Here is a 24716-nt window from a genome sequence, read left to right on the forward strand (position 1 = left end):
AAGACCGGCCCATGTCGCAATTCTTCATCACCCGCCCGGTCTTTGCCTGGGTCATCGCGATCTTCATCTCGCTGGCCGGAGTTGTCGCGATCCCGCAGCTGCCGGTTGCGCGCTTTCCCGATATCGCGCCGCCCAGCGTCAGCATCTTCACCACCTATGCCGGGGCGGATGCGCAGACCGTCAGCGACAGCGTGATCCGCCCGATCGAAAAGGAACTCTCCAGCGTCAAGAACGTACTTTACTACGAATCCACCGTGGATTCGACGGGTGGTGCCAATATCTCGGTCACCTTCAAACCCGGCACCGATATCAACCTGGCGCAGGTCGATGTGCAAAACCGCCTGAAGAATGCCGAGGCGCTGCTGCCCGCCCCCGTGCGCCGCGCGGGCCTTGGGGTCGAGGCCGCGGATACCGGCTTTCTGATGGTGATCACGCTGCGCTCGCGCGAAGGAAAGACCGATGAGCTGACCCTTGGCGACTATCTGACCCGCAACCTCGCCGAAGAGCTGAAGCGCGTTCCCGGCGTCGGGCGGGTGCAGCAATTCGGGTCCGAGCGGGCGATGCGCGTCTGGGTGGAGCCTGCAAAACTGGCCGCCTACGGCCTCACCATGACGGATGTGACCGAGGCCATCCAGCGTGAAAATGCCCAGGCAGCTCCTGGGCAGGTTGGGCAAGAGCCGACGGTGCCCGGCACCCGCGTCTCCATCCCCCTGACCATCCGGGGCCAGCTGTCCTCGCCCGAGGCATTCGCCGCGATTCCGCTGCGCGCAAGCACCGATGGCGCGCGCCTGGTTCTGGGCGATGTGGCGCGGCTGGAAATCGGCGCGCAGACTATGGCCTTCAGCGTCAGCAGCAATGGCAAAGGGGCGGCGTCAGCGGCTATCCAGATGTCGCCGGGCGCCAATGCGGTGCGCACAGCCGACGCCATCGAGGCCAGACTGGCCGAGCTTCGCCTTGCCATGCCCGAGGATATGGAGGTCTCGATCTCTTATAATACCGCGCCTTTCGTGAAGGTCTCGATCACCAAGGTGATCCAGACGCTGCTTGAGGCCATGGCGCTGGTCGTCCTCGTGATCCTGCTGTTCCTGCAAAAGATCCGCTATACGCTGATCCCGACGATTGTGGCCCCGGTCGCGCTTCTGGGCACATTCGGGGTGATGTGGGCGGCGGGCTATTCGATCAACGTGCTGACCATGTTCGGCATGGTGCTGGCCATCGGTATCATCGTCGACGATGCCATTGTCGTCGTGGAGAATGTCGAGCGGATCATGACGCGCCAGGGCCTCTCGCCCCGGGCCGCGACACAGCAGGCCATGCGCGAGATTTCCGGCGCAATCATCGGCATCACGCTGGTTCTGGCGGCGGTCTTCATCCCGATGGGGCTGGCGGGCGGCTCGGTTGGCGCAATCTACCGGCAGTTCACGCTGTCCATGGCGGTGTCGATCCTGTTCTCGGCCTTCCTTGCGCTGACGCTGACGCCTGCGCTTTGTGCCACAATCCTGAAACCTGTCACCGCGCACGGGGAGGGCAAGGGCTTCTTTGGCTGGTTCAACCGCCGTTTCGACGCGCTGACCCGGCGCTACACCGGCTGGATCGGCTGGACGCTTCGGCGCGGCGGGCGGATGCTGGTGATCTATGCCGCGCTGATCGGGGCCATGGGCTATGGCTATCTGCGGATCCCGACCTCTTTCGTCCCTGAAGAAGACCAGGGCAACTTCATGGCCATGTTCGAGCTGCCCGCCGGTGCCACTGCCGAGCGTACCCGCGCCGTTATCGCGGCCTATGAGACCCATACCGCCACCCGCCCCGATATTACGGAAAACACCATAATCCTTGGCTTCGGCTTCTCGGGATCGGGTCCGAATGCGGCGATGTCCTTCACCAGCCTGAAAGACTGGAGCGATCGCAAGGTCAGCGTGGATGACGAGATTGCAGCCGCCGAGGCCGCGATGGCGGATATTCCCGAAGGCACGGCGATGATCATGAAACCGCCAGCAATTGAATCGCTCGGCTCGACCTCGGGCTTTTCGCTGCGGCTGGAGGATCGCGCCAATGCCGGGCCTGCCGCCCTGAAAGCCGCCGAGGATCGGTTGATCGCGATGGCGGCGACCAGCCCCCTGGTGTCGGGTGTCATGTCCGAGGGCCTGCCCGACGGCATGGCGATTGCGCTGAAGATCGACCGCGAAAAGGCCCATGCTTTTGGCCTGCGCTTTGACACGGTCAGCGACACGATCTCGACCGCGATCGGATCAACCTATGTCAATGACTTCCCCAATCAGGGGCGGCTGCAACAGGTTATCGTCCAGGCCGATGCGCCCGCGCGGATGCATGTCGAAGACGTGCTGAAGCTGGAGGTCCGCAGCATTGACGGTGCGATGGTGCCGCTGTCGCAGGTCGTGACCCCGGTCTGGGAAGATACCGCCCTGCAACTGACCCGCTATAACGGCTATCCGGCGGCGCGCATCTCGGGTTCTGCTGCCAGCGGGGTTTCCAGCGGGGCCGCCATGGCTGAAATGGAGCGGCTGGCGTCTGCGCTGCCCGGGGGCTTCGCCGTGGAATGGACCGGGCAATCCTTGCAGGAAAAGCAATCGGCCAGCCAGGCACCGATGCTGATGGCGGCCTCGATGCTGGTGGTCTTCCTGGTGCTGGCGGCGCTTTATGAAAGCTGGTCGGTGCCGTTTTCGGTGATGCTGGTGGTGCCGCTTGGCGTTCTGGGGGCGGTCGCGGCGGTGCTGCTGCGGGGTATGGATAACGACGTGTTCTTCAAGGTCGGGCTGATCACCATCATCGGCCTGTCTGCCAAGAATGCGATCCTGATGGTCGAATATGCCCGCCATCTGCGCGAAGGGGGCATGGGCCTTGGCCGCGCCACGCTGCAGGCCGCAAAGCTGAGGTTGCGCCCAATCATCATGACCTCGCTTGCCTTTATCCTCGGCGTAGTGCCGCTGATGTTGGCGCGCGGTGCCGGGTCCGAGATCCAGAACGCCATCGGCACGGGTGTCTTTGGTGGCATGGTCTCGGCAACGGTGCTGGCGATCTTCTTTGTGCCGGTGCTTTATGTAACGGTCAGCCGCCTGACGCGCAGGGCGTCTGACAACCAGACCGGAAAGGCCGAATTATGAGCGACGCCCTGATCCTGATCGTCGAGGACGAGCCCGAGATTGCCGAAATCCTCGAAAGCTATTTTGCGCGCGAGGGGTTTCGGGTGATCTCGGCCCGCGATGGCAACACCGGGCTCGCGCATCACCAGAGCCTGCGCCCCGATCTGGTGGTGCTCGATATCAAGCTGCCCGGCCAGGACGGCTATGAGGTGCTGGCCACGATCCGGCGGCGCGGCCAGACACCTGTGATCATGGTCACCGCGCTGGCCGAAGATCTCGATAAGCTCCAGGCGCTGCGGATCGGCGCGGATGATTATGTGGTCAAGCCCTTCAACCCTCTGGAGGTGGTCGCCCGCGCCCGCGCCATTTTGCGCCGCACGCGGGGGGTGGGGGCGGATCACCTGTTGCGGCTTGGCCCGCTGACTGTTGATCCGGATGCCTACCGCGCCATGATCGATGCCGGGCCCGCGCCAGTCATCCTTGACCTGACGCCGACCGAGTTCCGCATCCTCGCCCATATGGCGCGCTATCCCGGCCGTGCCTTCAGCCGGGGGGATCTGATCGATGCCTGCCTGCCCGAGAGTGCCGCGCTGGATCGCACCGTTGACAGCCATGTCAGCAATCTGCGCCGCAAACTTGCCACAGCAGGGGCCGGGGATGTGCTGGAAGGCGTGCGCGGGATCGGCTACCGCCTGGATGCACCTCATGGCCGCTAACCTGAATGCGCGCATCAGCCGTACGATTGTCGCGCTGACGCTGATTGCGGCGACCGTCGTCTATGTGGGCCTGATGGTCTATTTCTTCTTCATCTATGAATGGCTCTATCCCGACCCGGATTCTGAATCCCTGTGGCGGACCGCCGACACGGTCATGGTGCTGGTGCTGCTGGCCTTCGGGCTGCTGACCGCCTCGGGAATAGGCTGGCGGCTGGCGGTGCGGATCGTCACCCCCCTGAAATCGGTCGCGGGGGCCGCGCGTCAGATCGCCAGTGGCGATTTCTCGGCCCGCGCCGAACTGCCCCGGGGCAGTTTCCGCGAAGCAGCTGATCTGCTTGATGACTTCAACCTGATGGCAGAACGCCTGGAGCGCGCCGAGACCGAGCTGGCCTATTCCAATTCCGCCATCGCGCATGAGTTGCGCACGCCGCTGACCATCCTGCGCGGTCGTTTGCAGGGGCTGTCGGATGGTGTTTTTGACCCGACGCCGCAGCTCTACGACCGCCTGATCGCGCATGTCGACCACCTCTCGGCCATCGTCGAAGAGCTGCGCACCCTTGCGCTCAGCACTGCCGGGCAGCTGGAACTGAACTGCCGGCCCCTCGATCTCGCAGATGAGGTTACCGCCGCCCTGACCACCCAGGAGGCCGATCTGACGGCTGCCGGCATCCACCTCACCCGCAGCCTGGCATCCGCCCCGGTCGAGGCCGATCAGATGCGGCTCAGGCAGATTTTTGTCGCTGTGCTAGACAATTGCCGCCGATATGCCCCGCAAAGCGAGGTCCATGTCGAGACCCTGGCCGAAGCGGGTGCGGTGATCTTCCGCTGCTCAGATACCGGGCCGGGGCTGTCTGGCGAAAACCATGCCCGCGCCTTTGATCGCTTCTGGCGCGCGGATGAGTCGCGCGGCCGCAGCCTTGGCGGCTCGGGTCTTGGCCTGCCAATTGTGCGCGCTATCGCCCGCGCCCATGGCGGCGAAGCCCGGATCATACCGCGCGAAACCCCCGGCCTGACGGTCGAAATCCGCCTGCCGCGGCATTCTGCTACACTTGGAAAGCACCATGACTGACGATCTCAAGGATTATGACGACTTGGCCGCACGGCACGTCTCGATTGCCCGTGTGCTGAGCCTCTTCACCCCCTACGGCAAACGTCTTGCCGGGGTGGCGGTGCTGATGGTGCTGGCCTCGGCCATCGGGCTTGCCGGGCCATTCCTGCTGCGCGCCATCATCGACACCGCCCTGCCGCAGCAGAATCTGTCGCTGCTGGTCTGGCTGGCCGTGAGTATGATTGCGGCGGCGCTTGTCTCGGCGGGTATCGGTGCCTGGCAGGTCGTAATGAGCGCGCGCATCGGTCAGGCGATCCTGCATGATCTGCGTGTCCGGCTCTATGCCCACCTTCAGACGCTGTCGCTGCGCTTTTTCACCGGCACCCGCAGCGGCGAGGTGCAATCGCGGATCGCTGGCGACATTGCCGGGCTGCAATCGCTGATGACCGACACCGCGAACCAGCTTGGCCGTTCGCTGAGCTCGGTTCTGATGACGGCGGTGGCGATTTTCATTCTCGACTGGCGGTTGGCATTGTTCGTGCTGCTGATCGTGCCGGTGACGGTGTTGATCAGCGCCCGCGTCGCCCAGTTGCGCGAGGCCCTGACATTCGAGCAGCAAAAGCGCGCCGCCGACATGTCTGCCGCAGTGCAGGAGACGCTTTCGACCTCGGGCATTATCCTCGCCCGAACCATGGCGCGCGGCCCCTCGCTGACCGAGCGGTTTACCAGCATTTCCCGCGATCTGGCGCGGCTGGAGGTCAGATCGCATGCGGCGGGCGAATGGCAGTGGTCGCTGATCGGCTTTGCCCTGGCGACTCTGCCGGCGCTGACGTTGCTTGCCGGTGGTTTCCTCATGCTTGGGGACAATCCGGCCAGTATCGGCACGCTGGTGGCGATGATCGCCTTGCAGGAACAGCTGTTGTGGCCCTTCGAGCAATTGCTGGAAATCGGGCGTGATATGCGCAAGACCCGCGCGCTATTTGCCCGGATCTTTGAGTATATCGACAAGCCGGTCGAGATCACCGAGCGCTCCGAGCCTGTGACCGTCGCGCGGGATGCGATGCGGGGCGAGGTCCGGCTGGAGAATGTCCGTTTTTCCTATGCCGATGGTCGCGGCCCGGCGGTGAATGATGTCAGCCTGACCATTCCGGCAGGCAGCCATATCGCCATCGTGGGGCCGACGGGCTCGGGCAAGACCACGCTCGGCTATCTGCTGGCGCGGCTTTACGATGTGGATGCGGGCGCGATCCGGTTCGACGGGGTGGATCTGCGCGATCTGAGTTTTGATACGCTGTCTCAGATGCTGGGCGTGGTGTCACAGGAACCCTATCTGCTGCATGCCTCGGTCGCCGAAAACCTGCGTTTCGCCCGCCCCGACGCCACGGAGGCGGAGATGATCGCCGCCGCACGGGTGGCGCAGATCCACGACCATATCGCGTCCCTGCCGCAGGGCTATGATACGCTGGTCGGCGAGGGCGGCTATCGCTTTTCTGGTGGTGAAAAGCAGCGCCTCGCGCTGGCCCGCACCATCCTCCGCGATCCGCCGATCCTGCTGCTGGATGAGGCGACAAGCGCGCTGGATACCCAAACCGAACGCGCAATGTCACTTGCCCTTGAGGCTATGTCCAAAGGCCGCACGACCATCACGATTGCCCATCGGCTCTCGACCATCCGCGAAGCCGACCTGATCGTGGTGATGCAAAATGGCCGGGTGGTCGAGAGTGGAACCCACGAGACACTGGTGGCGCAAAGCGGCGTCTACGCCGGGCTGGTTGGCAGCGGGGGATAATTGCGCGGACAGGCGCGGGCTATAAGATCGTCCAGTCGTTTGATAGCTCGGGATCAGGAAGCGAATGGTTCCGGTTCGGGATGCGGCCTCCGCTCCCGCCACCGGGACCGACACCGCATCGGGCGAGGGATTTGTGGACAGCCGGGCGCGCCCGGCCCGGTTACGGCGAGAAAGAGAACCGGGTGAGCGCGCGCAGCAGCCATTCTAGCGGTCCATAGCGAAAGCGGGACAGCCAGAGTTTGCTCAGAACCAGTTGCAGGCCGAAGATCACGGCACCCACCAGTAGCACCTGAGCCAGTGAAAGCCGGTTGACCAGGCCCAGTCCATAACCATGAAACACCAGCGCAAGCAGCAGCGATTGCAGCAGATAGTTGGTCAGCGCCATGCGCCCCGCCGCAGCCAGCAGCGTATGCAGTCCGGTGGCGGCAGGGTGCCGCAGGATCTGCACCACCCCAAACACCATGGCGGCGGAAAGGAAGGGCGCGGTGACGATGGACAGCGCCAGCCCGGCGGTTTCAAAATAGCTTCCCGGCGCCAGCGTGGCACCCGCCGCATAGGCGAGAGCGCCGGGCAGGCCGAGAAGCAGGCCAGCCCACATCACCGTCCCCTTCCAGTTCTGCCGGAGGCTATCCAGATGGGCGAACAGCTCTCTTCGGCCCGCGACATAGCCCAGCAAAAACATGGCCAGCGCCGTCGGGGCCTGCAAAAGCAATAGCAGCGGCAGGAAATCCTGCAACGCGCCGATATGGGCCGCAACGATTTCGGCGGTCGTACCACGCCAGGTCACGGCCGCAGCAAGGATCCTGTCCCGCGCGATATCGGTCTGGTCGAGCGACGGCAGGCCGGCCTGCCATATGGCGATGCCCAGCCAGAACAGCGCCGTTGCCGCAATCAGCACCACCGCCAGCCCGATCAGAAGCCGGTCGCCGCGCTTGCGAAGCGCCAGAAGGATCAGGCCCAGAACCGCATAGGTGGTAAGAATATCGCCGTGAAACAGGACCACGGCATGCAGTGCCCCTATCACGAACAGACCCGCCTGCCGGCGCAGCATACGCGGCAGAAAGCCCGCTCCGGCGCGCGCGGCCGATTGCATCTGCAAGGTCACCGAATAGCCGAACAGGAACGAGAAGAGCAGATAGAATTTCAGCTCGAACAGTGCCGAGATCACGCCTTCGATCAGCTTGTCGAGGGTGCTTGCATCGGGTGAAGGCAGTCCGCTGCCATACCAGGTCGAGGCGAAGACCATGCTGTTGACGACAAGAATTCCGGCAAGGGCAAAGCCGCGCACGGCATCTATGGTGTCTATCCGTTCAGACATCGGTATCGTTCCTGAAGTTTTGTTGCAGCCTGGCCAGCAGGGCGTGAATGCTGGCCGTCATCATCTGGGGGGCAAATCCGGGATCGGTGGCCGCGCGGCTGAAGACACCGTCAATCCAGGTGGACAGCAGCGCCACCATTTGGCCCTGAGGCAGTGCGAATGGCGGATCCTGTCGGTCGATCAGCGCGGAAAGCGCCGCTCTCATGGCCCGGCCGGCCTCACCGCTGAGCTTTGCAATCGTCGCATCTCGCGCAGCGGCAGCGGAAATTTCAAGGACCAGGCGGCGGCCCTCGGTATCGGCAGCCGTCGCCACCACATCCGACAGCAGCTGCCGAAGGGCCAGGCCGGCATCCTGCTGGTCCCGCAGCGCCGTCAGCCATTCGATCGTGGCCGCAGTGTCAAGCGCCACTACCGCCTCGATCAGCGCCTGTTTGGTCGGGAAGTAGTGAAACAGCTTGCCCGAACTGGTCATTGCCTCACGGCGAACAGCCTCGGTGCTGGTACCGTCAAACCCGGACCGGGAGAAGCAGCGCCTTGCGGCGTCGATAAGATGGGCTCGCTGCGCGGCCTGACTGGCTGGATTGGGTTTTCGCATGTGATCTAAACCAGAGTATTTACTCTCATTTAGATCATATCCGCCCATAGTTCAATGGTTTGCACGCTGCAAGCTTTGCGTGCAGGGTTTACGAAGAGATTACAGGCGCAATGAAACATCATCGTAGGATCGTGCCCGCCGCGACGGCCATACCGTGCGCCACCATCTGCGCCTGGAGCCGGGAACACCCGAACTTGTTGCGCAGATCTCTCACGCGCTCTTCATAGCGTTCCTCGCCGACCGCCCGTTTCAAATCGCTTTCGTGAAAATATCGGTTGATGAACGGAGCTGGCGCCATCAGCTGCCGCATCTGGTTTTCCTGCGGCGTGATTGCTCTGCTGGCTTCGGAAACCGTGTCGGTTCGAGAAACGTCACAGCCTCGCCAATTCCGCATGAACCCCAACAAATACCCAGCAGGCACAGACTCATGGCCACGCCGGCGATTGAACTCCCGGAACCGCTCCCAGATATGCCGACTGTTTGCCGTACGGCAGGGCAGGGCGGCCTTGGCCTCCCTGATCAACCCCATCCATTGCGCTGTCACGTCCGGATTGTCTCGATCCACCATGATTGTTCCATGAAATACATTTTTGTTTGAATCTCTTATATAAGGCGAGATGTCAGCTGTGGTTGACATCTCATCGTCGAGATCCGGCTCATCGCAGCACCCGAACCGGAAGAGCCAGGGCGCGAACCTGCCCTTTCCTCGGCATCGCAGGAGGCGCAGCCCGGAAGCCGCCAGCTCCGTCAGCAGGCTGTGCAGATGCTGCCGCGAGACATCCATCCGTTCGGCGAGATCGCTCAGGGTGAAGGCGGCGGTGCCAAGGGGCAGGCCGTTGTAGCCTTCCTTCCAGGAGATGCCGTCGAGAATGAGTGTCGCAAGCTTGTGTGCGGCGCAGGAGAGGTCGGTGTTGGTGATGAGGCGAAGGATGGCGCCAGTGGTGAGTTCCATGGTCGTCGTCTCCGATACGACGCGCCAGGCCCACAGCAATACATCACCATCGCAAACAATAGAACATTATTGGTTGCGCAACCTCAAAGGATGGTCTAGAACACTCTGGCTAGGTGAGTGTTCTTTGAGGTTTTGGTGTTGGACCTTTGGTCTGGCGTCGTCTTCAAAAAGGGGATCGAACGTCCCCGACACAGAGAGCCGCCGGGGCCGCAATGCCCCGGCGGCTTTTCAATAGCGCACCTCTTCCGATCCATAGTTCCCGGCATGATCGCGCCAGTCCACGAAGACCGAGCGCCAGGAATAGCTGCCGCAATGCTCGGGCACCGCGAGGTCAGAGGCTTCTGGGACAGCGGCAACAGAGGATCTTGCCCAGCCATAGTCGCCTTGGGTGCCATAGGAGCCGAGACGGGTGGAATCGCTGCGGATACAGTCGCCATCGCGGTTCTGATGCTGACTGAACTGGATGTGGTAGACCCGGATGCTGCGCACGAAGTCGAAGGCATCGCCGGAGATGTCGATATCGGCCTGCTCCTGAGCTTGCGCGAGGATCAACCCGGGCACAGCCTCGGCAGGAGTGGGCCGAGCGTTTTCCTGCGGCTCCCGGAACGCAATGTCATAGAGCCGTTCCATCGGGCTGGGCGACGCAGCGCCGCCAAAGGATGCGCCCATCGGGCAGCGCCAGATTTGCAGGGGCGGCTCGACCGGCCAGGGCGTGATGCGGCGAATGAACTCGGCGCGGGCCCGCGCACAGGGGGCCGAGCCTGGCCATCCGCCAGCGAGGCACAGAAGGATGGCGCAGTCGATCTGGTAGGTCTGTGCCTGAACGGGGTCAGGGCTCGATACTGCGACGGTCAGGGCCAGAGAGGCTGTCAAAACGGTGGTTCGAAGGGCAGGGTACATGAAGGCGACTCACTCAGCTACCCCCTATCGCTACGATGCACCATTATTGAATGCAACATTCTTGCATTGCTTGTCATGTGGTTGGCGCGTCCGATCTTCGCCTCAGTGTCCCACCACGCTCTGGAAGCGACCATAGTCCTGACTGACCTCCTGCGCCTCTGAGAAGGCCCGGGCGCGCTCGGCATCAAGGCAACGAAAGTACTCCTGCACTGCGGAGATGTAGCCCTCGAAGTCCTCCCGGATCAGATCGGCATAGGCGCGTACGTCGGAGGGGTCGCTTGGCAACCATGGCCGTTCGGGAGGATCACATGATGCCGAGGCGGAGGAGCAACTCACCATGATCGCGACAACACAGGGTAGCAGGCGCATCTTCACCATGTTTCGGACGAAGCCCCGTCATTGCTTTGATTTGCCACAGTCTTGGGCTATCCACCCTTATGGAGCGATGATCTGCCGTCAATACGACAAATAATCATTGCTATCAACAATGGTGTAATGATACGGCTATGGTGATTTGATTCCCCATGGCTTGACCCATTCTATGGAGAGGAGCCGCGGGGAGACCATGCTAGAAGACGCCCCGAATGTGGTTACGGAAGACGGATTGCGACAGCTGCTGGCACAGGGCTATTCGGCCGAGGTGGTTTGCCGGACCGCAGCCGAGAAGCGCCTCAATGCCTGGTATGGCTCCTGGTATGTGCGGGCCATCGGGCCTGTGGGCGGCGATGAAAAGATCGTCGTCACCAGCCGCAATTACATCAAGGCCCGCGAGTTCAAGACCATCGCCGGGCTGGTCAGCTTCCTCTCGGATATCGGAATGCGCACGGCGCATATTCCGCTCGAAGAAGGGGGACGCTCTCTCCACCAACTGCCGGAGCCCGCGCCCGCCCAGCAGTGTTAAGGCTGCATCCCTCCTTCTGGCCCTTTGCGTCCTTGCCGGGTTCGCTCCGGCAGGGGCCAGGGCAGAGGGTTTTGTCTTCCGGGTGGCGCTGGATGGCCAACTGGCCTCGGTGTCAACCGATACTGGTTTCATGCGCCAGTTCGGCGCCGAGACGCCGGAGCGCCTCTTCCTCTTCACGTCGCCGCAGGATGCTGGTGCCAGTGCCGCAGCGCCTCGTCTTGTCTCCGCCAGTCCCGAGATCCTGCAAGGTATCGAAGACACCGCGCTGCGCTATGGTGGCCATGCCGCGCTGAGGCGGGTAGGGCTCTCTGTCACCGACTGGGCGCTCTTCTACCGCGCCAATATTGAAGTCGAGAGCGCCTATAACCCTTCCGCGCTCAGTCACGCCGGCGCGATCGGCCTTGGCCAACTGATGCCCGATACCGCCAACTTCCTCGGGGTCGATCCGAATGACTGGCGGCAGAATCTCGACGGATCGGCTCGTTATCTCCTGTTGATGCTCGAGACCTTCGGCACGCCGGAACTGGCGCTGGCCGCCTATAATGCCGGGCCCGAGGCCGTCAGCCGCCACGGTGGCATCCCCCCTTATGTTGAGACCCAGGGCCATGTAGCCCGTGTGCAGGCCGTTTTTGCGCGGCTGAAAGGAACGAGTTGATGAAGTCCCCCTCCGTCACGGCCGTCATGGCGATGGCCTTTGTGGTGCTGGCAGGTCCTGCGCTGGCACAGAGCATCGACCTCTCGCCGGTGCAGACACTGCTGCAAGGCATTGTCGATGCGATCACCGGCCCCCTGGGCATCGTGATCGGCACGCTGGCGCTGATCGGGGTGTTCCTGTCCTGGCTCTTCGGGATTCTCGATTTCCGCCAAGCGCTCTGGGTGCTGGTGGCAATCGCCGGCATTGCCGCCGCGCCGACCATCGTTGCCGCGATCTGGACCACCTGAGGCCAAGCACTGGGGGCAACGCATCATGGCGGAACAGTCGCGCGTTTTCATCGGCCTTTTGCGGCCCCCCAAACTGATGGGGTTGCCGATCATGTATGCCATGGTCTGGCTCTTTGGCTCGTCGATGCTGTTCCTCTGGGTGCAGAGCTGGATCATCGTCGTGGCGGCCGGGATTGCCTGGCCGCTCTTATGGAAAGCGGCAGATTGGGATCCGAACTTCCTCGACGTGCTGGTGATCACGCTGCAGGAAACCCCACCGACACGGAACCGCAAGCACCATGGGGGAGACAGCTATGCCCCATGATGCCGTGAACGCCGTAAAGGCAGAGGCAGGGCCTGCCTCCGATCCGATCGCGGTCCTGCCGGATTGGGCCGGGAAGGAGAAGCGGCTCGCACATATGCTGCCCTATGTCAGCCTTGTTGCCGGCAACACGATCCGCACCCGGGGCAATGAGTTGATGCAATGCATCCGGCTCGAAGGGGTGAACAGTACGACTTCCGAGGACAGCCATCTCGACCGGATCGGGGCACTGCTGGCCGGTGTGGTGGCGCAGGTCGGGACGGAGTTCTCGTTTTATCTGCACAAGGTCTCGAAGGCGGTGGACACCAGCCTGCCGCCGATACCGGGCGATGGGTTCGCGGCTGCGGTCGATGCGCGATGGCAGGGAAAGCTCTCGAAAGGCGGGCTGCGCGACAAGACGCTGACGCTTTCGATCCTGAAGCGCCCCGAGTCGGGAAGCCGCATTCCCTTCATCGCTGCTGCCTCGCGCGCCCGACTTGCCGCCGATACCACGCGGCGGCTGCGCAAGCTCGATGAGGTGGTGGGCTTCATACTCTCCAGCTTCTCCGATCTGAAGCCGCGCCTGCTTACGGCCGAGAATGGCGAGTTGCTCGGCTTCCTTGGCAGCCTGAACACTGGGGAGGAACACCCGCTCTTCCCGGCCTCGCGCCTCGGTATTCTTTCTGAGGATGTCGCCAATACCCGGGTGACCTTCCGCGGCGCAGAGATCCACCTGACCGACGGCGCCGTGGGCGAGAAGTTCGGCGCGATCTTCGCGATCAAGAACTACCCGCCCAAGACCGACAGCCTGATGCTTGATGAGCTGAACCTGCCGGTCGACATGGTGGTCACCCATTCCTTCGTGCCGACCAATTCGAACATCATGGGGGGTCGGATCAAACGCCAGCTTCGGCTGATGCAGGCCGCCAATGATGGTGCGGTCAGCCTCGCGCAAGAGCTGGAACTGGCGCAGGACGATCTGGAATCGAAGCGGCTGATCTTCGGCGAGCACCATATGACCGTGGCTGTCTATGCCCGGACCCGTGCTCATGTCGACGACATCTGCGCCGAGATCCGCAATATTTCCGCCAGCTCCGGCATCAACCTGATCTCGGAAGGCTTCGGGTCACGCGCGCATTACATGGCGCAGCACCCGGGAAACACCGGCGCGCGGAGCCGCAAGGCGGCAATCACGAACCACAACTTCGCGGATCTCGCGACCTTCCATCGCACCCCGCTCGGCAAGACCGGCGAGGAGCTGCCATGGGGCGTGCCGATCGCTCTGTTTCCGACACCAGAGCGCAGCGGGTTTCGCTTTAGTTTCCACGAACAGGGCTCGCCGGAGAAGGAGCCGACCGGCGGGCACACGCTGATCCTCGGGCGTCCCGGTTCCGGGAAGTCGGTGCTCGCCGCCTTTCTGATGACCATGGCCCGCCGAGCCGGGGCGCGACTCTTCATCTTCGATTACCGTGCCGGCATGGAAATGGCCGTCCGCGCTCTCGGCGGCAGCTATGCCACGGTCCGTGCGGGCAAGCCCACTGGGCTGAACCCGCTCCAGACCGAGATCGACAATCGCGGCCAGGCCTGGCTGGCTGATTGGCTGGCGACACTGCTGGAACGCCGCGACCGGCCGTTGACCCCGATACAGACCAACCGCCTGCAGGAGATCGTGCGCCAGAACGCCGGTGCCGATCACGCATCCTTACGCAACTGGTCGGACTTCGCTTCGCTGCTGGTCTCGACCGACGACGATGGCGATCTCTTCGAGCGAATGCAGGAATGGACCGAGACCGGCCGCTATGGCTGGATCTTCGGGGCCAACGCGCAGGACAGCTTTTCGCTCGGCGGTGAGGTCTCGGGCTTCGATCTGACCGGCATTCTCGATTCAGAGAGCGAGCGCGAGCGGATGGCTGTGCTGTCCTACCTCTTCCGCCGGGTCGAGCGGGTGATCGAGGATCGCCGCCCGACGGTGATCCTGATTGATGAAGCCTGGAAGGCGCTCGATAATGGCTATTTCGCGGACCGACTGAGCAACTGGCTCGTCACGGCCCGCAAACAGAACGCCGTCGTCGTGATGATGACGCAGTATGCGAGCCAGCTCGAACGCACCCGGACCGGCAAGACCATCGTCGAGGCAGTTCCAACCCAGATCCTTCTGCCGAACATCCGTGCCAGTGCGGCCGATTACGCGATGCTGGGCCTCAGCGAGAAGGAACTCGATGTCCTTCTTGGTGTGGGCACCTCTTCGCGCCTCGCGCTGGTTCGCGACGACCGTGGATCGGTCGTCATCGATGCCGATCTCTCAGCCCTCGGCCCTCTCGTGACCGTCCTTGGCGGGATGGAGAAGGGCGAGCAACTCGTGGGGGCGGATTACCGCGACCGCCCTGATTTCTGGAAGGTGTAGTGTGATGTCTCGTGTAAACGGTGTCCGGTTTATCCATCTTCCCCTTCTCGGCAGTCTCCTGCTCCTTGCCGCCTGTGCAGGCGGGCAGGCCCCACGAGCCAATTGCTTCAGCTTTACGGAGCGTCCCTCCGGCGTCACGGTCTCGACCATGGGCGGTGAGGTCTCGCGAGCGGCAGTCCCGTGCGCCTTTACCTTGATCGGCACGGCAGGCTGACGCCATGGCGCGGATCTTGCCACAGGTTATGATCGGCATTTCGCTCGCGCAGCCTTTGGGTGCGCAGGGAGTGCCGACCTTTGATGCTCAGGGCTTTGCCAGAACGGCGGCGACGATCGCCCAACGTGATCTCGATATCGCGCTGCAGCGCGACCGGCTGAGCCGTGCGGAGGAGTTGGCTGAGATCGAGCGCCAGCAATTGGCCTCGCTTGAAAGCATCCTCGGCGCAATGACTATCGGTGCCAATATGTCCATCGCGGGTACGGTCACAGCGCTGGAAGCCGGGAATGGGGAAGAGACGGCTGCATCGGCGCTCTATGCGACCGAAGACGGTAATCCAGCCGCCACCCGTATGTTTGGCGACGCCCGAGAGACAGTCGAGGAATTGATCATCCGCGGAGCCCGCGACACCTATTCTCTTTCCGGCGTGTCGCGTGCCGGGCTGACGCCGGTGCAATGGCGCTGCCTTCTTCAGGCGCTGATCTGGCAGGAAAGCCGCTTCCAGATCGGTGCTCAGTCCGGCGTCGGGGCCTTTGGTCTGACGCAAATCATGCCCGGCACCGCCGGCGATCTCGGCATCTATCCGGCCTATTATGATGATCCCTATCTGCAGGTGACCGGTGGCGCGCGTTACCTTGCGCAGATGCTCGGCATGTTCGATGGCGACATCATCCATGCGCTGGCCGCCTACAACGCAGGTCCGGGCCGCGTGCAGCAATACAGTGGTGTGCCGCCCTTTGCCGAGACCCAGAACTATGTCGTGGTCATTCCGGCGCAGTACAACCGCTACCTCGCGATGGTGGGCGGCCCCGATGCGCTCGGAACCATCGATCCGGTCCTGCTGGCCAATGCGAGTTTCAGCCTCTCGGCGCATGGATCCGGCGTCTATGGCAACTATTCCATGGTGTCGGTTCAGGCTGCCGCACAGCGCTTACATGACATAATAGAGCTTATCAGCCAAACGGAAGATGTGCAGGAATCCCTTGCCCTGAACACATACGCACGCGCCGAACTGGCCCGGATCGTCGCCATCCGCACCCGGCTGAAAGCTGCCCGCACCCAACCCCTGAGTGATGAACAGATCGCGATAGCTGCGGCCCAGGCCGCCGAGCGAAAGTTCATGGATTTCCGATTGAAGGATTTGCAATGAAACGGTTTTTGATCAGCACCGCGATCTGCCTGAGCCTCGTGAGCGGCGCATCAGCTCAGGGTGTGCCCACGGTCGATACCCAGAACATCGCCCAGGAAATCCGCCAGTTCCAGCAGATGCTGGAAGACTTCGGGATCCAGACCGACATTTTTGAGAATGCGCTGGACCAGCTTGACCTGCTTCAGCAGCAATTCGACCAGCTCGAGATCATGTATGCCTCGCTGACCGGTCCACGCGAAATCCTCGGCCTCATCATGGGCGGCGAGTTGGACCAGCTTCTCGAGGCCAAGTTTGAGGACATCCCCGGCCTGATCCGCGGTATCCAGCAAGGCGACTGGAGCAAGCTGATCGGCGCCACGGCCGGTCCGATGCGCACCCAGATGCAATCAGCACTGGCGAGCGCTGGTTTCGACGAAGACTCCCTGCGCGAAATCGCCACCAGCGGAAAGCCGGGCGCAGAGGGTGTTGCCACCCGGGCGACCACCGGTGCCGTGCTCTCGGCTGCCGCGCAGAACAGCCATGCGGAAGCCGCGCAGTCGCTGGCCCGGGTCGAGCGCCTGGTGTCGATGATCCCGGAAATGGAGGATCTGAAGGCCTCGATGGACCATAACACCCGCGTCACGGCGGAGCTGGCCATTGCCATGACCCGCATGTGGGAGTTGGAGGCGATCCAGACCATTGGTGCCGGGAATGCGGGCGTGGTGGATGCCGCGACCATCGCCGAAGAGCGGCGCTTCATGGATTTCACCATGCCGAGCCTCGAGTGAGGGTGGCGGATCCGGCAATGAGCATCAGGGAAGTGGTTGAAGAAGAGCTGGTCTACGGCGCGCTGCGCCGCGAGCGGCAATGGCGCGTAATGGGGATTGCAGGCGCGGGCTTCGGCGTTGTTGGCTGCCTTGCTGCGGCGGCCGTCGCAATCTTTGTCGAGCCCCCCCTGCCCGTCGTGGTGCCCTACGATCCCGAAAGTGGCCTCGCGCTGCCGAATGCCACAGTTCAGTCCGTGCGGCTTTCGGAACGACCAGCGGTGATCGAGGCGCAGGTCTATCGCTATATCCTTGATCGCGAGACCTATAATCAGCTCGACAATGATCTGCGGGTGAACCGGGTCCTGGCGCAATCAGCGGGCGCGGCCGAAGCCGGCATGCGGGCGATGTGGACCAGCGGGCAGGAGAATTTCCCGCCCGCGCGCTACGGCGCCACATCCGAGATGGCGGTCGAAATCGCCAGTATCACGTTGATCGGTGAAAACCGTGCTCAGGTCCGATTGCGAAAACGCCTGACCAGCCCGCAGGGCGGTCAGGTCGGACTCTTCACGGCCACCCTGATGTTCGAATTCCGGCCCGAGCGGGCCCGCAGCATCGATGATGTCTGGCAGAACCCCTTCGGCTTCACTGTCACCCAATATGCCATCAGATCGGACCGGCCCGAGTGAACCGCCTCATGACGCACCCCCTGCCCCGCTTTCTCTCCCCTGCCCGGCTCATTGCTGCGGCCCTCATCGTGGCTGCCATGCCCGCCTTCGCAGAAACCACGCCGCGCGCCGGGTCGCATGACAAGCGGGTGAGGATCGCCACCTGGATGGATGGTCAGGTCTACCGTGTCGTCACCAATCTGACCCGGGTGACCTCGGTCGAGTTTGGCGAGGGAGAGACCATCCGCTCGATCATCGCGGGCGATACCTCCGGCTTCCAGTTCGATGGTGTCCCAGGAGGGCGCGCTTTTGCGATCAAGCCCGTAGCCTCCGGCGTGGCGACCAATATCACAGTCTATACAAACCGCCGATCCTACTACTTCCACGTGGTCGAAGCGCGGGAGACCCCGCATTACGTGGTGCAGTTCCGCTACCCTGAGAGCCGCACGCCTGCGGCCAATGCCGTCGCAGCCGGCGCTCCGAACAGCAATTATGCGGTCAGCAGCCAGGCGGAGTTTGCGCCGGCTGCGGTCTGGGATGACGGCACCTTCACCTATCTCCGCTTCGGCAAAAACGCACCAATCCCCGCGATCTTCCGCTGGACCGGCGGGCGCGAGCGGACGGTCAATTCGGTGGCGCAGGAAGAGGGCATCATCCGCGTCTCCGGCGTGCACCGACAATGGGTCTTGCGCCTCGGCGAGGAGGTGATCTGCATTCAGGATATGTCGGATAGTACGACCGGGGCCGGGACATGACCGGCGAACCACAGGATCTCTCCACCCGGCTCGCTGCCCTTGAGGCGTCAACCGGAAAGCGGAAGGCCCGCGCCCGTCCTTCCCTCTTCACGGCTCTGCTCGGCAGTGCAGCCATTCTGACAATCGGCGGCTTTGCCTGGATGCTGATGCAGCCAAAGCCCGAGCCGGCAATGCCGACCGCGGCGGCAGAGGAGTTTCAGACCACTGGATCAGGTTTTGGGGAGTTTCCTGCCACGCCAGTTGCTGAACCCACACCTGCTGCGGAGCCGGTGCCCGAAGGGCCAAGCGCATCTGAGCTCGAGTTGCGAGAAGCCCTTGCCACCCTGCAGGCTGAACTGGCCGAGTTGCGTTCAAGGCCGGCAGAGGCCGGGGATCCGGCAGCGCAGGCGGCCATCACCGAATTGACGGCTCAAATGGCCGCGCTGGAAGCAGCCTCGGCGGAAGCGCGCAGCGCCCTTGAGCGGCAACTTGTTGAGCGCGAGCGTGAGTTGGAACGGATCGGCATGGACCTGGAGATTGCCCGCCTCGGCACACCCTCGGGGGGTGAGGAAGATGCACGGCTTGCGGAACTCGAGCGCCGCCGCGCCGCGGAGGCCGCCGCCCGCGAGGCGCGGGTGACCTCCCCCATGTTGGCCTGGTCAGGCATGGGAGGAGGAACGGATGGAGAAACCGAAGCCGAGGCTGCCCGCTTGAGTGATGATGAGGCATTTGTGCGCAGTGGCGCTGCCGCCGCACCCTCCACCCGGGCGGAAATCATCGTCAACCCGAGCCACACTGTGGTTCAGGGCACGATGATTCAGGCTGTCCTTGAAACCGCAATGGACAGCACGCTGCCCGGCGTGATCCGCGCCGTGGTTTCCGAGGATGTGCATTCCTTTGACGGCAGCCGGGTGCTCATCCCGCGTGGCGCGCAGTTGATCGGACGATACCGCTCCGAGGTCTCATTGGCGCAATCACGTGTTATGGTGGGCTGGGATCGCATCATCCTTCCTGACAACCAGACGGTTCAGATCAGTGCCTTCGGCGGCGACGAACTCGGCCGCTCCGGCGTCACCGGCGATGTCGATACCCGTTTTGGCCAGCGTTTTGGCTCGGCGGCCCTGATTTCACTGATCGGCGCCGTGCCCGCTGCTGCCGCAGCCAGTATCGACGATGAGACTACTTCGGACGCTGCCGGCGATGTCGCCTCCGATCTTCGCGATGCCAGCCGCAGTGTGATGCAGGATTACCTCTCGATCCGGCCGGTGATCCGGGTGCCGCAGGGTGCCAGGATCACAGTGATGGTTGACCGCGATCTGGAGATCCTCTGATGGCGGCAAGTTACCTCGAAGCCTCGCTGGCCCGACTGGGGGACCCTATCCGCAGCCCATATGTGATCGAGATCTGCATTAACCCCGATGGTCGGGTCTGGGGCGAGTTCCAGGGTGATCATTTCATGCGGGACCTGGGGCAGCCGCTTACGCAGATCGAGATCAGAGACCTCGGGAACCAGATTGCCTCGGCGGCGAACACGACGCTCAGCGCCCGCAAGCCCATCGTCTCGGTCAGCATCCTTTGGGGGGATCGGCCGATCCGAGCGCAGGTTATCCAGCCGCCGGCGGTCGAGGGCGGATTTTCCATCTCGCTTCGCTTTTTCTCGACGCTTCCCCTCGAACAGATCAGACTTGGATTTCTCTACGGGCGAGAACGCAGCCTCGAAGGGCTACGGAAAGAACGCAATCTTGCCCTTCGGAAAGTGGTGGCATCCGGTGAAATCGAGGCGGCGCTGCGCTTTTGTGTCGAGAACAAGTTGAACATGATCATCTCCGGAGGCACCTCCACCGGTAAAACCGTCGCCGCTCGCAAGATCCTCTCCCTCATCCCGGATCAGGAGCGCATCCTGACCATCGAAGAGGCTGCGGAACTCCGGCCTGAACAGCCAAATGTCGTGACGCTGATCTCTGACCGGGAATCTGAAGCACGCAGCGCTGATGCCCTCCTGACCTCGACGCTGCGGATGCGGCCAGACCGGATTGTGCTGGGCGAGGTGCGCGGCAAGGAAGCCCTCACCTTCCTCGAGGCAATCAACACCGGCCATGGCGGATCTCTGACCACGCTTCATGCCGAAACGCCGCAACTTGCCGTCCGCCGTCTTGCCATTGCTGCCCTGAAGACGGACCTTCCGATGACCTATGCCGACATGATCACCTACATCGAGGGTTCCATCGATGTGATCATTCAGGCCGGCCGCCATGAGGGGGCCAGAGGCATCACCGAATTTTATCTGCCCGGCATTGGTCAGGAAGAGGCTGAGGCCAGGATGGCTGCCGAATGACGAAGGGAAACCCCATGAGAATGCTCTGCCTTGCCGCAAGTCTTGCGACGATTGCCTGCCCGACGCTCGCCCAGACCCCGATCACCGGTGATTTGACCGTCACTATCGAGCCAGAGCGCTACCGGATCTGCAATGATCGGCCCGCGCGCCCGGCATGGGTCGAGGAGATCGCTCCGCGTGAAGCATACAAGGTTCTGACTTTGATGGGACTTTATGAATTGCGGTCCTGGGAGGCCATTCTGGCCAGCAAAGACTGCTCCTGCGAAACCCGCTTTCCCGAATGGGCTCTGGCTGAGGCAGAGTATACCGAGCGGTTCGCAGACATCTCAGCGCCGGAGCACACGCAAGCCCAGCAGGCGCTACGAGAACAGGCGGGTGAACTGCGCCAGGCCGTCAAAGCAATCTGCGAAGCGCAGGATAACTGGTAATGGGCGTCGTCAGCTGGATGGTCGGATCTGCCGATGGCTTCCTCGTCTCGGCTGCGGAATCGCAGTTTGGGGCCGTGGCTGGCAATATCGGCACGATCACCCTGCTGATGGTGACCCTTTCCCTTATCGGCCTCTGCATCAACATGGGTTTCCAGTATCGCAGCATGGATGGTGCGACCTTCTTTTGGTACCTGCTGAAGCTGACCCTGATCGGTTTCTTTGCCTTTAACTGGACCCATTTCAACGCCGTCGCCAACGCGGTGATCGGTGGGCTCGAATACATCGCAGGCGCGCTGGTCAGCTCCATTGGCGGCAGCGGAGCTGGCGCTTCCCATTTCGCGGGTGAGTTCGACAATCTGATAGGTCAGTTTACCGGCTATCTGAATGTTATTGGTGATAATCTTGGCTGGATGACCGGTGCGATCCTCGCGGGTATCGGCCTCATTCTCCTGAGCATTCTCGGCTTCATGACCGGGATCGTGCTGATCTTCGCAAAGATGATGCTCTCGCTGATGCTCGGTCTGGCGCCGGTGATGATCGCTCTGTCGCTCTTCGATGCAACCAGGGACTTCTTCCATCGTTGGGTCTCCACCACGGTCAGCTACGCCTTTTACCCGGTGGTGATAGCTGCCATGTTTTCGACGGTCGTCGGCATGGCCAATGCGCTGCTGGCCCAAATGGGAGACCCGGCTTCGGCGACCAATATCGGATCACTGGTTCCCTTCTTCGTCATCGTATTCCTTGCCAAGGGGTTCGTTGCGGCGACGCCGCTGATCGTGCGCGGGATCTCGGGGAATTTCATGGTGGTGGCCGGCCCTGCTGTAGCCGCGGGCACTGCCGCCATGACGCGGGGTATGATGAACACCCGAAGTGTCCAGTCCCGGGACAGGCTGGGCAACCTCAGCACCGGCGAAAGGGTCGGCCGCCAGATCGCGCAGAGCCCCCCCGTTGTGAAGTCCGCTGCACTGGCCGCCGGTGGCCAGATCGCCCGCGTCGCCGAGCGGGCCCGCCGCCTCGGCAAGTAACGCCAGGAGCGGCCTCCATGTCTAAGCTTGTATCGTAACGAGGAGAGAAGAGATGTTTTACACCCACGCTGAATTCCAGATTCAGGGATATGTCGGGCGCAGAACCGAGCTTGGGGGCGGCAAGGTGCTGAAGGTCAGCATCGCGGCCACAGACAGCTGGCGCGACAAAGACAGTGGCGAACTCCGCGAGCGCACAGACTGGAACACCGTGACCCTTTTTGAGCGCAGTACCGCAGGCTTCGCCTGGCTCAAGGAGCATCTGAAACCGGGCGATCTGGTGCATGTCCGGGGACGGATCGCCGAGAGCAACTATGAAAAAGACGGTCAGACGATCTATGAGACCTCGCTGACTGCCGACCGGTTTGCAGTGGTCCCAATCGGAAAGGATGTCTGAGGCCGGATAGCCAGGAAGTCTGGCCTTGCTGGCCCGCGTCCGGGATAACCTTTTGCATCGGGTTTGGCTCGCGGGCTATTCCAGCTATCGCCCGCCCGGCTGGCTGCGCTGGCTGTTGGCGAGATCAGACTGGCATCGCGCATGGCTGCTCGGGCATCTTGGGTTTTTCGTGGAGGCCGGCGTGGCCTATGGGCCCGCCAATCCTTATCCCGGTCCGCCGTTGCTCTTTGACCCAGATTGAGACGGCTCCTTCAGACGACATGATCCCGAGATTAAGCCGAAACGACAAAAGCCGTGAGCGACGAGGCTCACGGCTTTCTCAAACGACAAACAGGGCAGCGGGTCAGCGACCGATCAGCGCGATCTCACTACGGTGCAGGCCGATATCGCAGCAGAACGCAAAGCCAATTTCGACGCGATGATTGTCCAGATTCGACGTGCGGCATCGTCGGGGCATCTGCCGCCGGCTACCGATGCGCGAGCTGTCGCCACGATGTTCAACACATTTCTACTAGGAATCGCCATGTCCGCACGTGATGGAGCAAGCCGCGAAGAGTTGGAGGCTGCGATCGAACTTGCAATGAAAAGTTGGCCAGATCATCCTGATGCTTAATCCCGCTCGCGCGCCCACAGCCATGCAGTCATGGCCGGTACTTCGCTGCGGCGCGCGTCGAACGTCGGCATCCGGGGATCCGGCCATGCGGCAAAGATTGAGGCCGGCCGGCAGGTAAGGGCCGCATGTTTCGCTTCGGCTGAGGTTCTGGCGCAGGGGATATGAAAAGCCCCTGACGTCCGGGCGGAGATCGCAGACTCAATACATGGGGCTGCGGATCCCCAATACCTACGCAATCACTTCTGGCTCGATGCCTCATACACAGAGTCGCTGCCCAAATCGACCGATTTATCTCTAACCCACTATGTGCCGCTCAGCATCCTGCGCGACATGGAGGATACGGACGATCTCCAGCCAATCGCCCCGGTCGCGAAAGTATATAACATGCGAACCGGTGGTGCATTTTCGATAGCCGGGGCGAACATTCGTCGCGCGCCCGAGATTTCTGCCGGACGCCAGTGCGTGGCAGGCATGGCGGATTTCGTCGGTATAGAGTTCGGCCTGTTCCAGACCCCAATTCTCAGCGCTGTAATCCCAGATTGCCTCGATGTCAGCTTCCGCCAAAGGTGTGAAGGAAAGGGCCTTCATCTACCCTCATACTCCGCGCGCTTACGTGCTTTGAAAGCCTCGAAATCGAAGGGGCGGTGCGGACCAGAGTTTTCCCCTTCGATCAGGGACGCCTCCAGTAGCCTAACTTTTGCCTCGTGCTCCTGAAGGAGCCGCAACCCTGCCCGGACCACATCACTGGCCGATCCGTAACGACCTGCCTGTACCTGAGCATCAATGAAGGTTGTAAGGTGATCCCCAAGGGACACAGACGTATTACGGGCCATCGCGATCCCCCTCAAAGTTCTATACAGGGGTCAGAGTATACCAACAAGTACCAAAAGGCAATCTCATCATGTCCAGAGGGCAGGAGGGCCCGTTCCTACAAAAACTCAAATCGAGGGTTTCAGTAGCCCAACCACCGCAGGACATCTCCTGCATCGTAGCTCTCCAGATCACCGCAATCGAAGAGAAATTCCGCAATGTCTTCAGCGCGAAAAACCCCATGCCTTTGGAGCTCCAGCAGCGCCCGCGCCCTGGTAACGATCACACCCTCGGCGCTCTCTGAGTACGTCATCAGCTTCTCTCCCGGACCAGGCGATCAGCGGCCCATTCAGCAGCAGCTGCCCAGCTCGGTGCACCGCGCGTCAACTCCAGCGCCATGAGACGTCGCGCGGTGGCCGCATCGTTCATGACCATCCTTCGCAGTCGGCGTTCCTGGGGACGGACTGCTTCACTCAGGTACGAGCCATTTCCGAACTCCGATCCGGATCGGTACCTGTCAATCGGCATCCAAACGGGCCCCCTGATCGGCGTCCAAAAGTGACCCCTTTGGCGCGCGGGTGAGCAGGTGTTGAACGGCTTACAATAAGGACCCCGCTTCTGGGGTGATCGGCGTCCAAAAGGGACCCCACCGACCG

27 protein-coding genes are annotated in these 24716 nt (G+C 62.4%); 20 read left to right on the top strand and 7 right to left on the bottom strand.

All coding sequences use genetic code 11. From position 1 onward, the window contains the following. Positions 1-11 precede the first annotated feature (11 nt). From JC607_RS20035 to JC607_RS20050, 4 genes are read left to right on the top strand one after another with little or no spacing between them, the layout of a single operon-like run. Complete coding sequence (locus tag JC607_RS20035; protein ID WP_198838603.1) at positions 12-3122, top strand: multidrug efflux RND transporter permease subunit; 3111 nt, start codon at positions 12-14, stop codon at positions 3120-3122. Further along, entirely contained in the window at positions 3119-3817 is a 699-nt protein-coding gene (locus tag JC607_RS20040; protein ID WP_198838604.1) for a response regulator, read from the top strand. Before JC607_RS20035 ends, JC607_RS20040 begins: the two co-directional genes overlap by 4 nt. Then, complete coding sequence (locus JC607_RS20045) at positions 3807-4886, top strand: HAMP domain-containing sensor histidine kinase (protein ID WP_233093039.1); 1080 nt, start codon at positions 3807-3809, stop codon at positions 4884-4886. The genes JC607_RS20040 and JC607_RS20045 overlap by 11 nt, the downstream gene beginning before the upstream one ends. Then, positions 4879-6654 carry an ABC transporter ATP-binding protein gene (locus JC607_RS20050; protein ID WP_198838605.1) on the top strand — a complete coding sequence of 592 codons (1776 nt, stop codon included), beginning with the start codon at positions 4879-4881 and terminating at the stop codon, positions 6652-6654. The genes JC607_RS20045 and JC607_RS20050 overlap by 8 nt, the downstream gene beginning before the upstream one ends. Positions 6655-6814: 160 nt before the next feature. Here JC607_RS20050 and JC607_RS20055 read toward each other — a convergent pair whose 3' ends face one another. From JC607_RS20055 to JC607_RS25530, 4 genes are all read right to left on the bottom strand, one after another. Beyond that, positions 6815-7972 (bottom strand): DUF418 domain-containing protein, encoded by a 1158-nt coding sequence (locus tag JC607_RS20055; RefSeq protein ID WP_198838606.1) that lies wholly within the window; start codon positions 7970-7972, stop codon positions 6815-6817. Then, on the bottom strand, positions 7965-8615 hold the full coding sequence (locus JC607_RS20060) for a TetR/AcrR family transcriptional regulator (protein ID WP_198838607.1): 651 nt from the start codon (positions 8613-8615) through the stop codon (positions 7965-7967). Before JC607_RS20060 ends, JC607_RS20055 begins: the two co-directional genes overlap by 8 nt. 70 nt (positions 8616-8685) lie before the next feature. Beyond that, entirely contained in the window at positions 8686-9519 is an 834-nt protein-coding gene (locus tag JC607_RS20065) for a hypothetical protein (RefSeq protein ID WP_198838608.1), read from the bottom strand. Between the two features lie 228 nt (positions 9520-9747). Continuing rightward, the gene (locus tag JC607_RS25530; protein WP_233093040.1) at positions 9748-10392 is read right to left on the bottom strand and encodes a hypothetical protein; all 645 of its coding nucleotides are present in this window, start codon (positions 10390-10392) and stop codon (positions 9748-9750) included. Between the two features lie 592 nt (positions 10393-10984). On the opposite strand from JC607_RS25530, the gene JC607_RS20075 reads away from it, so the two are divergent. The 16 genes from JC607_RS20075 to JC607_RS20150 all read left to right on the top strand — a co-directional run bounded on the left by JC607_RS20075 (position 10985) and on the right by JC607_RS20150 (position 23250). Continuing rightward, positions 10985-11320 (top strand): hypothetical protein, encoded by a 336-nt coding sequence (locus JC607_RS20075; RefSeq protein ID WP_198838609.1) that lies wholly within the window; start codon positions 10985-10987, stop codon positions 11318-11320. A gap of 82 nt (positions 11321-11402) precedes the next feature. Further along, positions 11403-11975: a lytic transglycosylase domain-containing protein gene (locus JC607_RS20080; RefSeq protein ID WP_370584901.1), complete on the top strand. Its 573-nt coding sequence runs from the start codon at positions 11403-11405 to the stop codon at positions 11973-11975. Continuing rightward, entirely contained in the window at positions 11975-12262 is a 288-nt protein-coding gene (locus JC607_RS20085; protein WP_198838610.1) for a TrbC/VirB2 family protein, read from the top strand. Before JC607_RS20080 ends, JC607_RS20085 begins: the two co-directional genes overlap by 1 nt. A gap of 25 nt (positions 12263-12287) precedes the next feature. After that, the gene (locus JC607_RS20090) at positions 12288-12566 is read left to right on the top strand and encodes a type IV secretion system protein VirB3 (protein ID WP_035715013.1); all 279 of its coding nucleotides are present in this window, start codon (positions 12288-12290) and stop codon (positions 12564-12566) included. Continuing rightward, positions 12556-14946, top strand: coding sequence for a type IV secretion system protein B4 (locus tag JC607_RS20095; protein WP_198838611.1), 2391 nt, complete (start codon positions 12556-12558; stop codon positions 14944-14946). Before JC607_RS20090 ends, JC607_RS20095 begins: the two co-directional genes overlap by 11 nt. Before the next feature lie 218 nt (positions 14947-15164). After that, positions 15165-16310, top strand: coding sequence for a lytic transglycosylase domain-containing protein (locus JC607_RS20100; RefSeq protein ID WP_198838612.1), 1146 nt, complete (start codon positions 15165-15167; stop codon positions 16308-16310). Further along, positions 16307-17077, top strand: coding sequence for a type IV secretion system protein (locus JC607_RS20105; RefSeq protein ID WP_198838613.1), 771 nt, complete (start codon positions 16307-16309; stop codon positions 17075-17077). Before JC607_RS20100 ends, JC607_RS20105 begins: the two co-directional genes overlap by 4 nt. 17 nt (positions 17078-17094) lie before the next feature. Then, positions 17095-17742, top strand: a complete 648-nt coding sequence (locus JC607_RS20110; protein WP_198838614.1) for a virB8 family protein — start codon at positions 17095-17097, stop codon at positions 17740-17742. Positions 17743-17750: 8 nt separating this feature from the next. Continuing rightward, positions 17751-18476, top strand: a complete 726-nt coding sequence (locus JC607_RS20115; RefSeq protein ID WP_198838615.1) for a TrbG/VirB9 family P-type conjugative transfer protein — start codon at positions 17751-17753, stop codon at positions 18474-18476. After that, positions 18473-19786, top strand: a complete 1314-nt coding sequence (locus tag JC607_RS20120) for a TrbI/VirB10 family protein (RefSeq protein WP_198838616.1) — start codon at positions 18473-18475, stop codon at positions 19784-19786. The genes JC607_RS20115 and JC607_RS20120 overlap by 4 nt, the downstream gene beginning before the upstream one ends. Beyond that, positions 19786-20790 (top strand): ATPase, T2SS/T4P/T4SS family, encoded by a 1005-nt coding sequence (locus tag JC607_RS20125; RefSeq protein ID WP_198838617.1) that lies wholly within the window; start codon positions 19786-19788, stop codon positions 20788-20790. Before JC607_RS20120 ends, JC607_RS20125 begins: the two co-directional genes overlap by 1 nt. A gap of 14 nt (positions 20791-20804) precedes the next feature. Further along, entirely contained in the window at positions 20805-21218 is a 414-nt protein-coding gene (locus JC607_RS20130) for a hypothetical protein (protein ID WP_198838618.1), read from the top strand. After that, positions 21218-22243: a type IV secretion system protein gene (locus JC607_RS20135; RefSeq protein WP_198838619.1), complete on the top strand. Its 1026-nt coding sequence runs from the start codon at positions 21218-21220 to the stop codon at positions 22241-22243. The genes JC607_RS20130 and JC607_RS20135 overlap by 1 nt, the downstream gene beginning before the upstream one ends. A gap of 52 nt (positions 22244-22295) precedes the next feature. Continuing rightward, positions 22296-22637 carry a single-stranded DNA-binding protein gene (locus JC607_RS20140; RefSeq protein ID WP_198838620.1) on the top strand — a complete coding sequence of 114 codons (342 nt, stop codon included), beginning with the start codon at positions 22296-22298 and terminating at the stop codon, positions 22635-22637. Positions 22638-22662: 25 nt separating this feature from the next. Next, positions 22663-22878 (top strand): hypothetical protein, encoded by a 216-nt coding sequence (locus JC607_RS20145; RefSeq protein ID WP_198838621.1) that lies wholly within the window; start codon positions 22663-22665, stop codon positions 22876-22878. Between the two features lie 132 nt (positions 22879-23010). Further along, positions 23011-23250, top strand: coding sequence for a hypothetical protein (locus tag JC607_RS20150; protein ID WP_198838622.1), 240 nt, complete (start codon positions 23011-23013; stop codon positions 23248-23250). Between the two features lie 294 nt (positions 23251-23544). Here JC607_RS20150 and JC607_RS20155 read toward each other — a convergent pair whose 3' ends face one another. From JC607_RS20155 to JC607_RS20165, 3 genes are all read right to left on the bottom strand, one after another. Next, complete coding sequence (locus tag JC607_RS20155; protein ID WP_198838623.1) at positions 23545-23838, bottom strand: type II toxin-antitoxin system RelE/ParE family toxin; 294 nt, start codon at positions 23836-23838, stop codon at positions 23545-23547. Continuing rightward, positions 23835-24083, bottom strand: coding sequence for a type II toxin-antitoxin system ParD family antitoxin (locus JC607_RS20160; RefSeq protein WP_198838624.1), 249 nt, complete (start codon positions 24081-24083; stop codon positions 23835-23837). Before JC607_RS20160 ends, JC607_RS20155 begins: the two co-directional genes overlap by 4 nt. Positions 24084-24202: 119 nt before the next feature. After that, complete coding sequence (locus tag JC607_RS20165) at positions 24203-24373, bottom strand: hypothetical protein (protein WP_198838625.1); 171 nt, start codon at positions 24371-24373, stop codon at positions 24203-24205. Positions 24374-24716 lie beyond the last annotated feature (343 nt).

This window comes from Paracoccus sp. IB05 (assembly GCF_016405985.1).
Taxonomy (GTDB): Bacteria; Pseudomonadota; Alphaproteobacteria; order Rhodobacterales; family Rhodobacteraceae; genus Pseudogemmobacter.

Coding starts and splice junctions, on each gene's coding strand:
- JC607_RS20100 (WP_198838612.1), top strand. CDS start 15,165: ATGGCGCGGATCTTGCCACAGGTTATGATCGGCATTTCGCTCGCGCAG.
- JC607_RS20090 (WP_035715013.1), top strand. CDS start 12,288: ATGGCGGAACAGTCGCGCGTTTTCATCGGCCTTTTGCGGCCCCCCAAA.
- JC607_RS20125 (WP_198838617.1), top strand. CDS start 19,786: ATGGCGGCAAGTTACCTCGAAGCCTCGCTGGCCCGACTGGGGGACCCT.
- JC607_RS20140 (WP_198838620.1), top strand. CDS start 22,296: ATGTTTTACACCCACGCTGAATTCCAGATTCAGGGATATGTCGGGCGC.
- JC607_RS20105 (WP_198838613.1), top strand. CDS start 16,307: ATGAAACGGTTTTTGATCAGCACCGCGATCTGCCTGAGCCTCGTGAGC.
- JC607_RS20120 (WP_198838616.1), top strand. CDS start 18,473: ATGACCGGCGAACCACAGGATCTCTCCACCCGGCTCGCTGCCCTTGAG.
- JC607_RS20085 (WP_198838610.1), top strand. CDS start 11,975: ATGAAGTCCCCCTCCGTCACGGCCGTCATGGCGATGGCCTTTGTGGTG.
- JC607_RS20135 (WP_198838619.1), top strand. CDS start 21,218: ATGGGCGTCGTCAGCTGGATGGTCGGATCTGCCGATGGCTTCCTCGTC.
- JC607_RS20045 (WP_233093039.1), top strand. CDS start 3,807: ATGGCCGCTAACCTGAATGCGCGCATCAGCCGTACGATTGTCGCGCTG.
- JC607_RS20155 (WP_198838623.1), bottom strand. CDS start 23,838: ATGAAGGCCCTTTCCTTCACACCTTTGGCGGAAGCTGACATCGAGGCA.
- JC607_RS20055 (WP_198838606.1), bottom strand. CDS start 7,972: ATGTCTGAACGGATAGACACCATAGATGCCGTGCGCGGCTTTGCCCTT.
- JC607_RS20040 (WP_198838604.1), top strand. CDS start 3,119: ATGAGCGACGCCCTGATCCTGATCGTCGAGGACGAGCCCGAGATTGCC.
- JC607_RS20075 (WP_198838609.1), top strand. CDS start 10,985: ATGCTAGAAGACGCCCCGAATGTGGTTACGGAAGACGGATTGCGACAG.
- JC607_RS20130 (WP_198838618.1), top strand. CDS start 20,805: ATGAGAATGCTCTGCCTTGCCGCAAGTCTTGCGACGATTGCCTGCCCG.
- JC607_RS20110 (WP_198838614.1), top strand. CDS start 17,095: ATGAGCATCAGGGAAGTGGTTGAAGAAGAGCTGGTCTACGGCGCGCTG.
- JC607_RS20035 (WP_198838603.1), top strand. CDS start 12: ATGTCGCAATTCTTCATCACCCGCCCGGTCTTTGCCTGGGTCATCGCG.
- JC607_RS20050 (WP_198838605.1), top strand. CDS start 4,879: ATGACTGACGATCTCAAGGATTATGACGACTTGGCCGCACGGCACGTC.
- JC607_RS20065 (WP_198838608.1), bottom strand. CDS start 9,519: ATGGAACTCACCACTGGCGCCATCCTTCGCCTCATCACCAACACCGAC.
- JC607_RS20160 (WP_198838624.1), bottom strand. CDS start 24,083: ATGGCCCGTAATACGTCTGTGTCCCTTGGGGATCACCTTACAACCTTC.
- JC607_RS20115 (WP_198838615.1), top strand. CDS start 17,751: ATGACGCACCCCCTGCCCCGCTTTCTCTCCCCTGCCCGGCTCATTGCT.
- JC607_RS20060 (WP_198838607.1), bottom strand. CDS start 8,615: ATGGGCGGATATGATCTAAATGAGAGTAAATACTCTGGTTTAGATCAC.
- JC607_RS20165 (WP_198838625.1), bottom strand. CDS start 24,373: ATGACGTACTCAGAGAGCGCCGAGGGTGTGATCGTTACCAGGGCGCGG.
- JC607_RS20095 (WP_198838611.1), top strand. CDS start 12,556: ATGCCCCATGATGCCGTGAACGCCGTAAAGGCAGAGGCAGGGCCTGCC.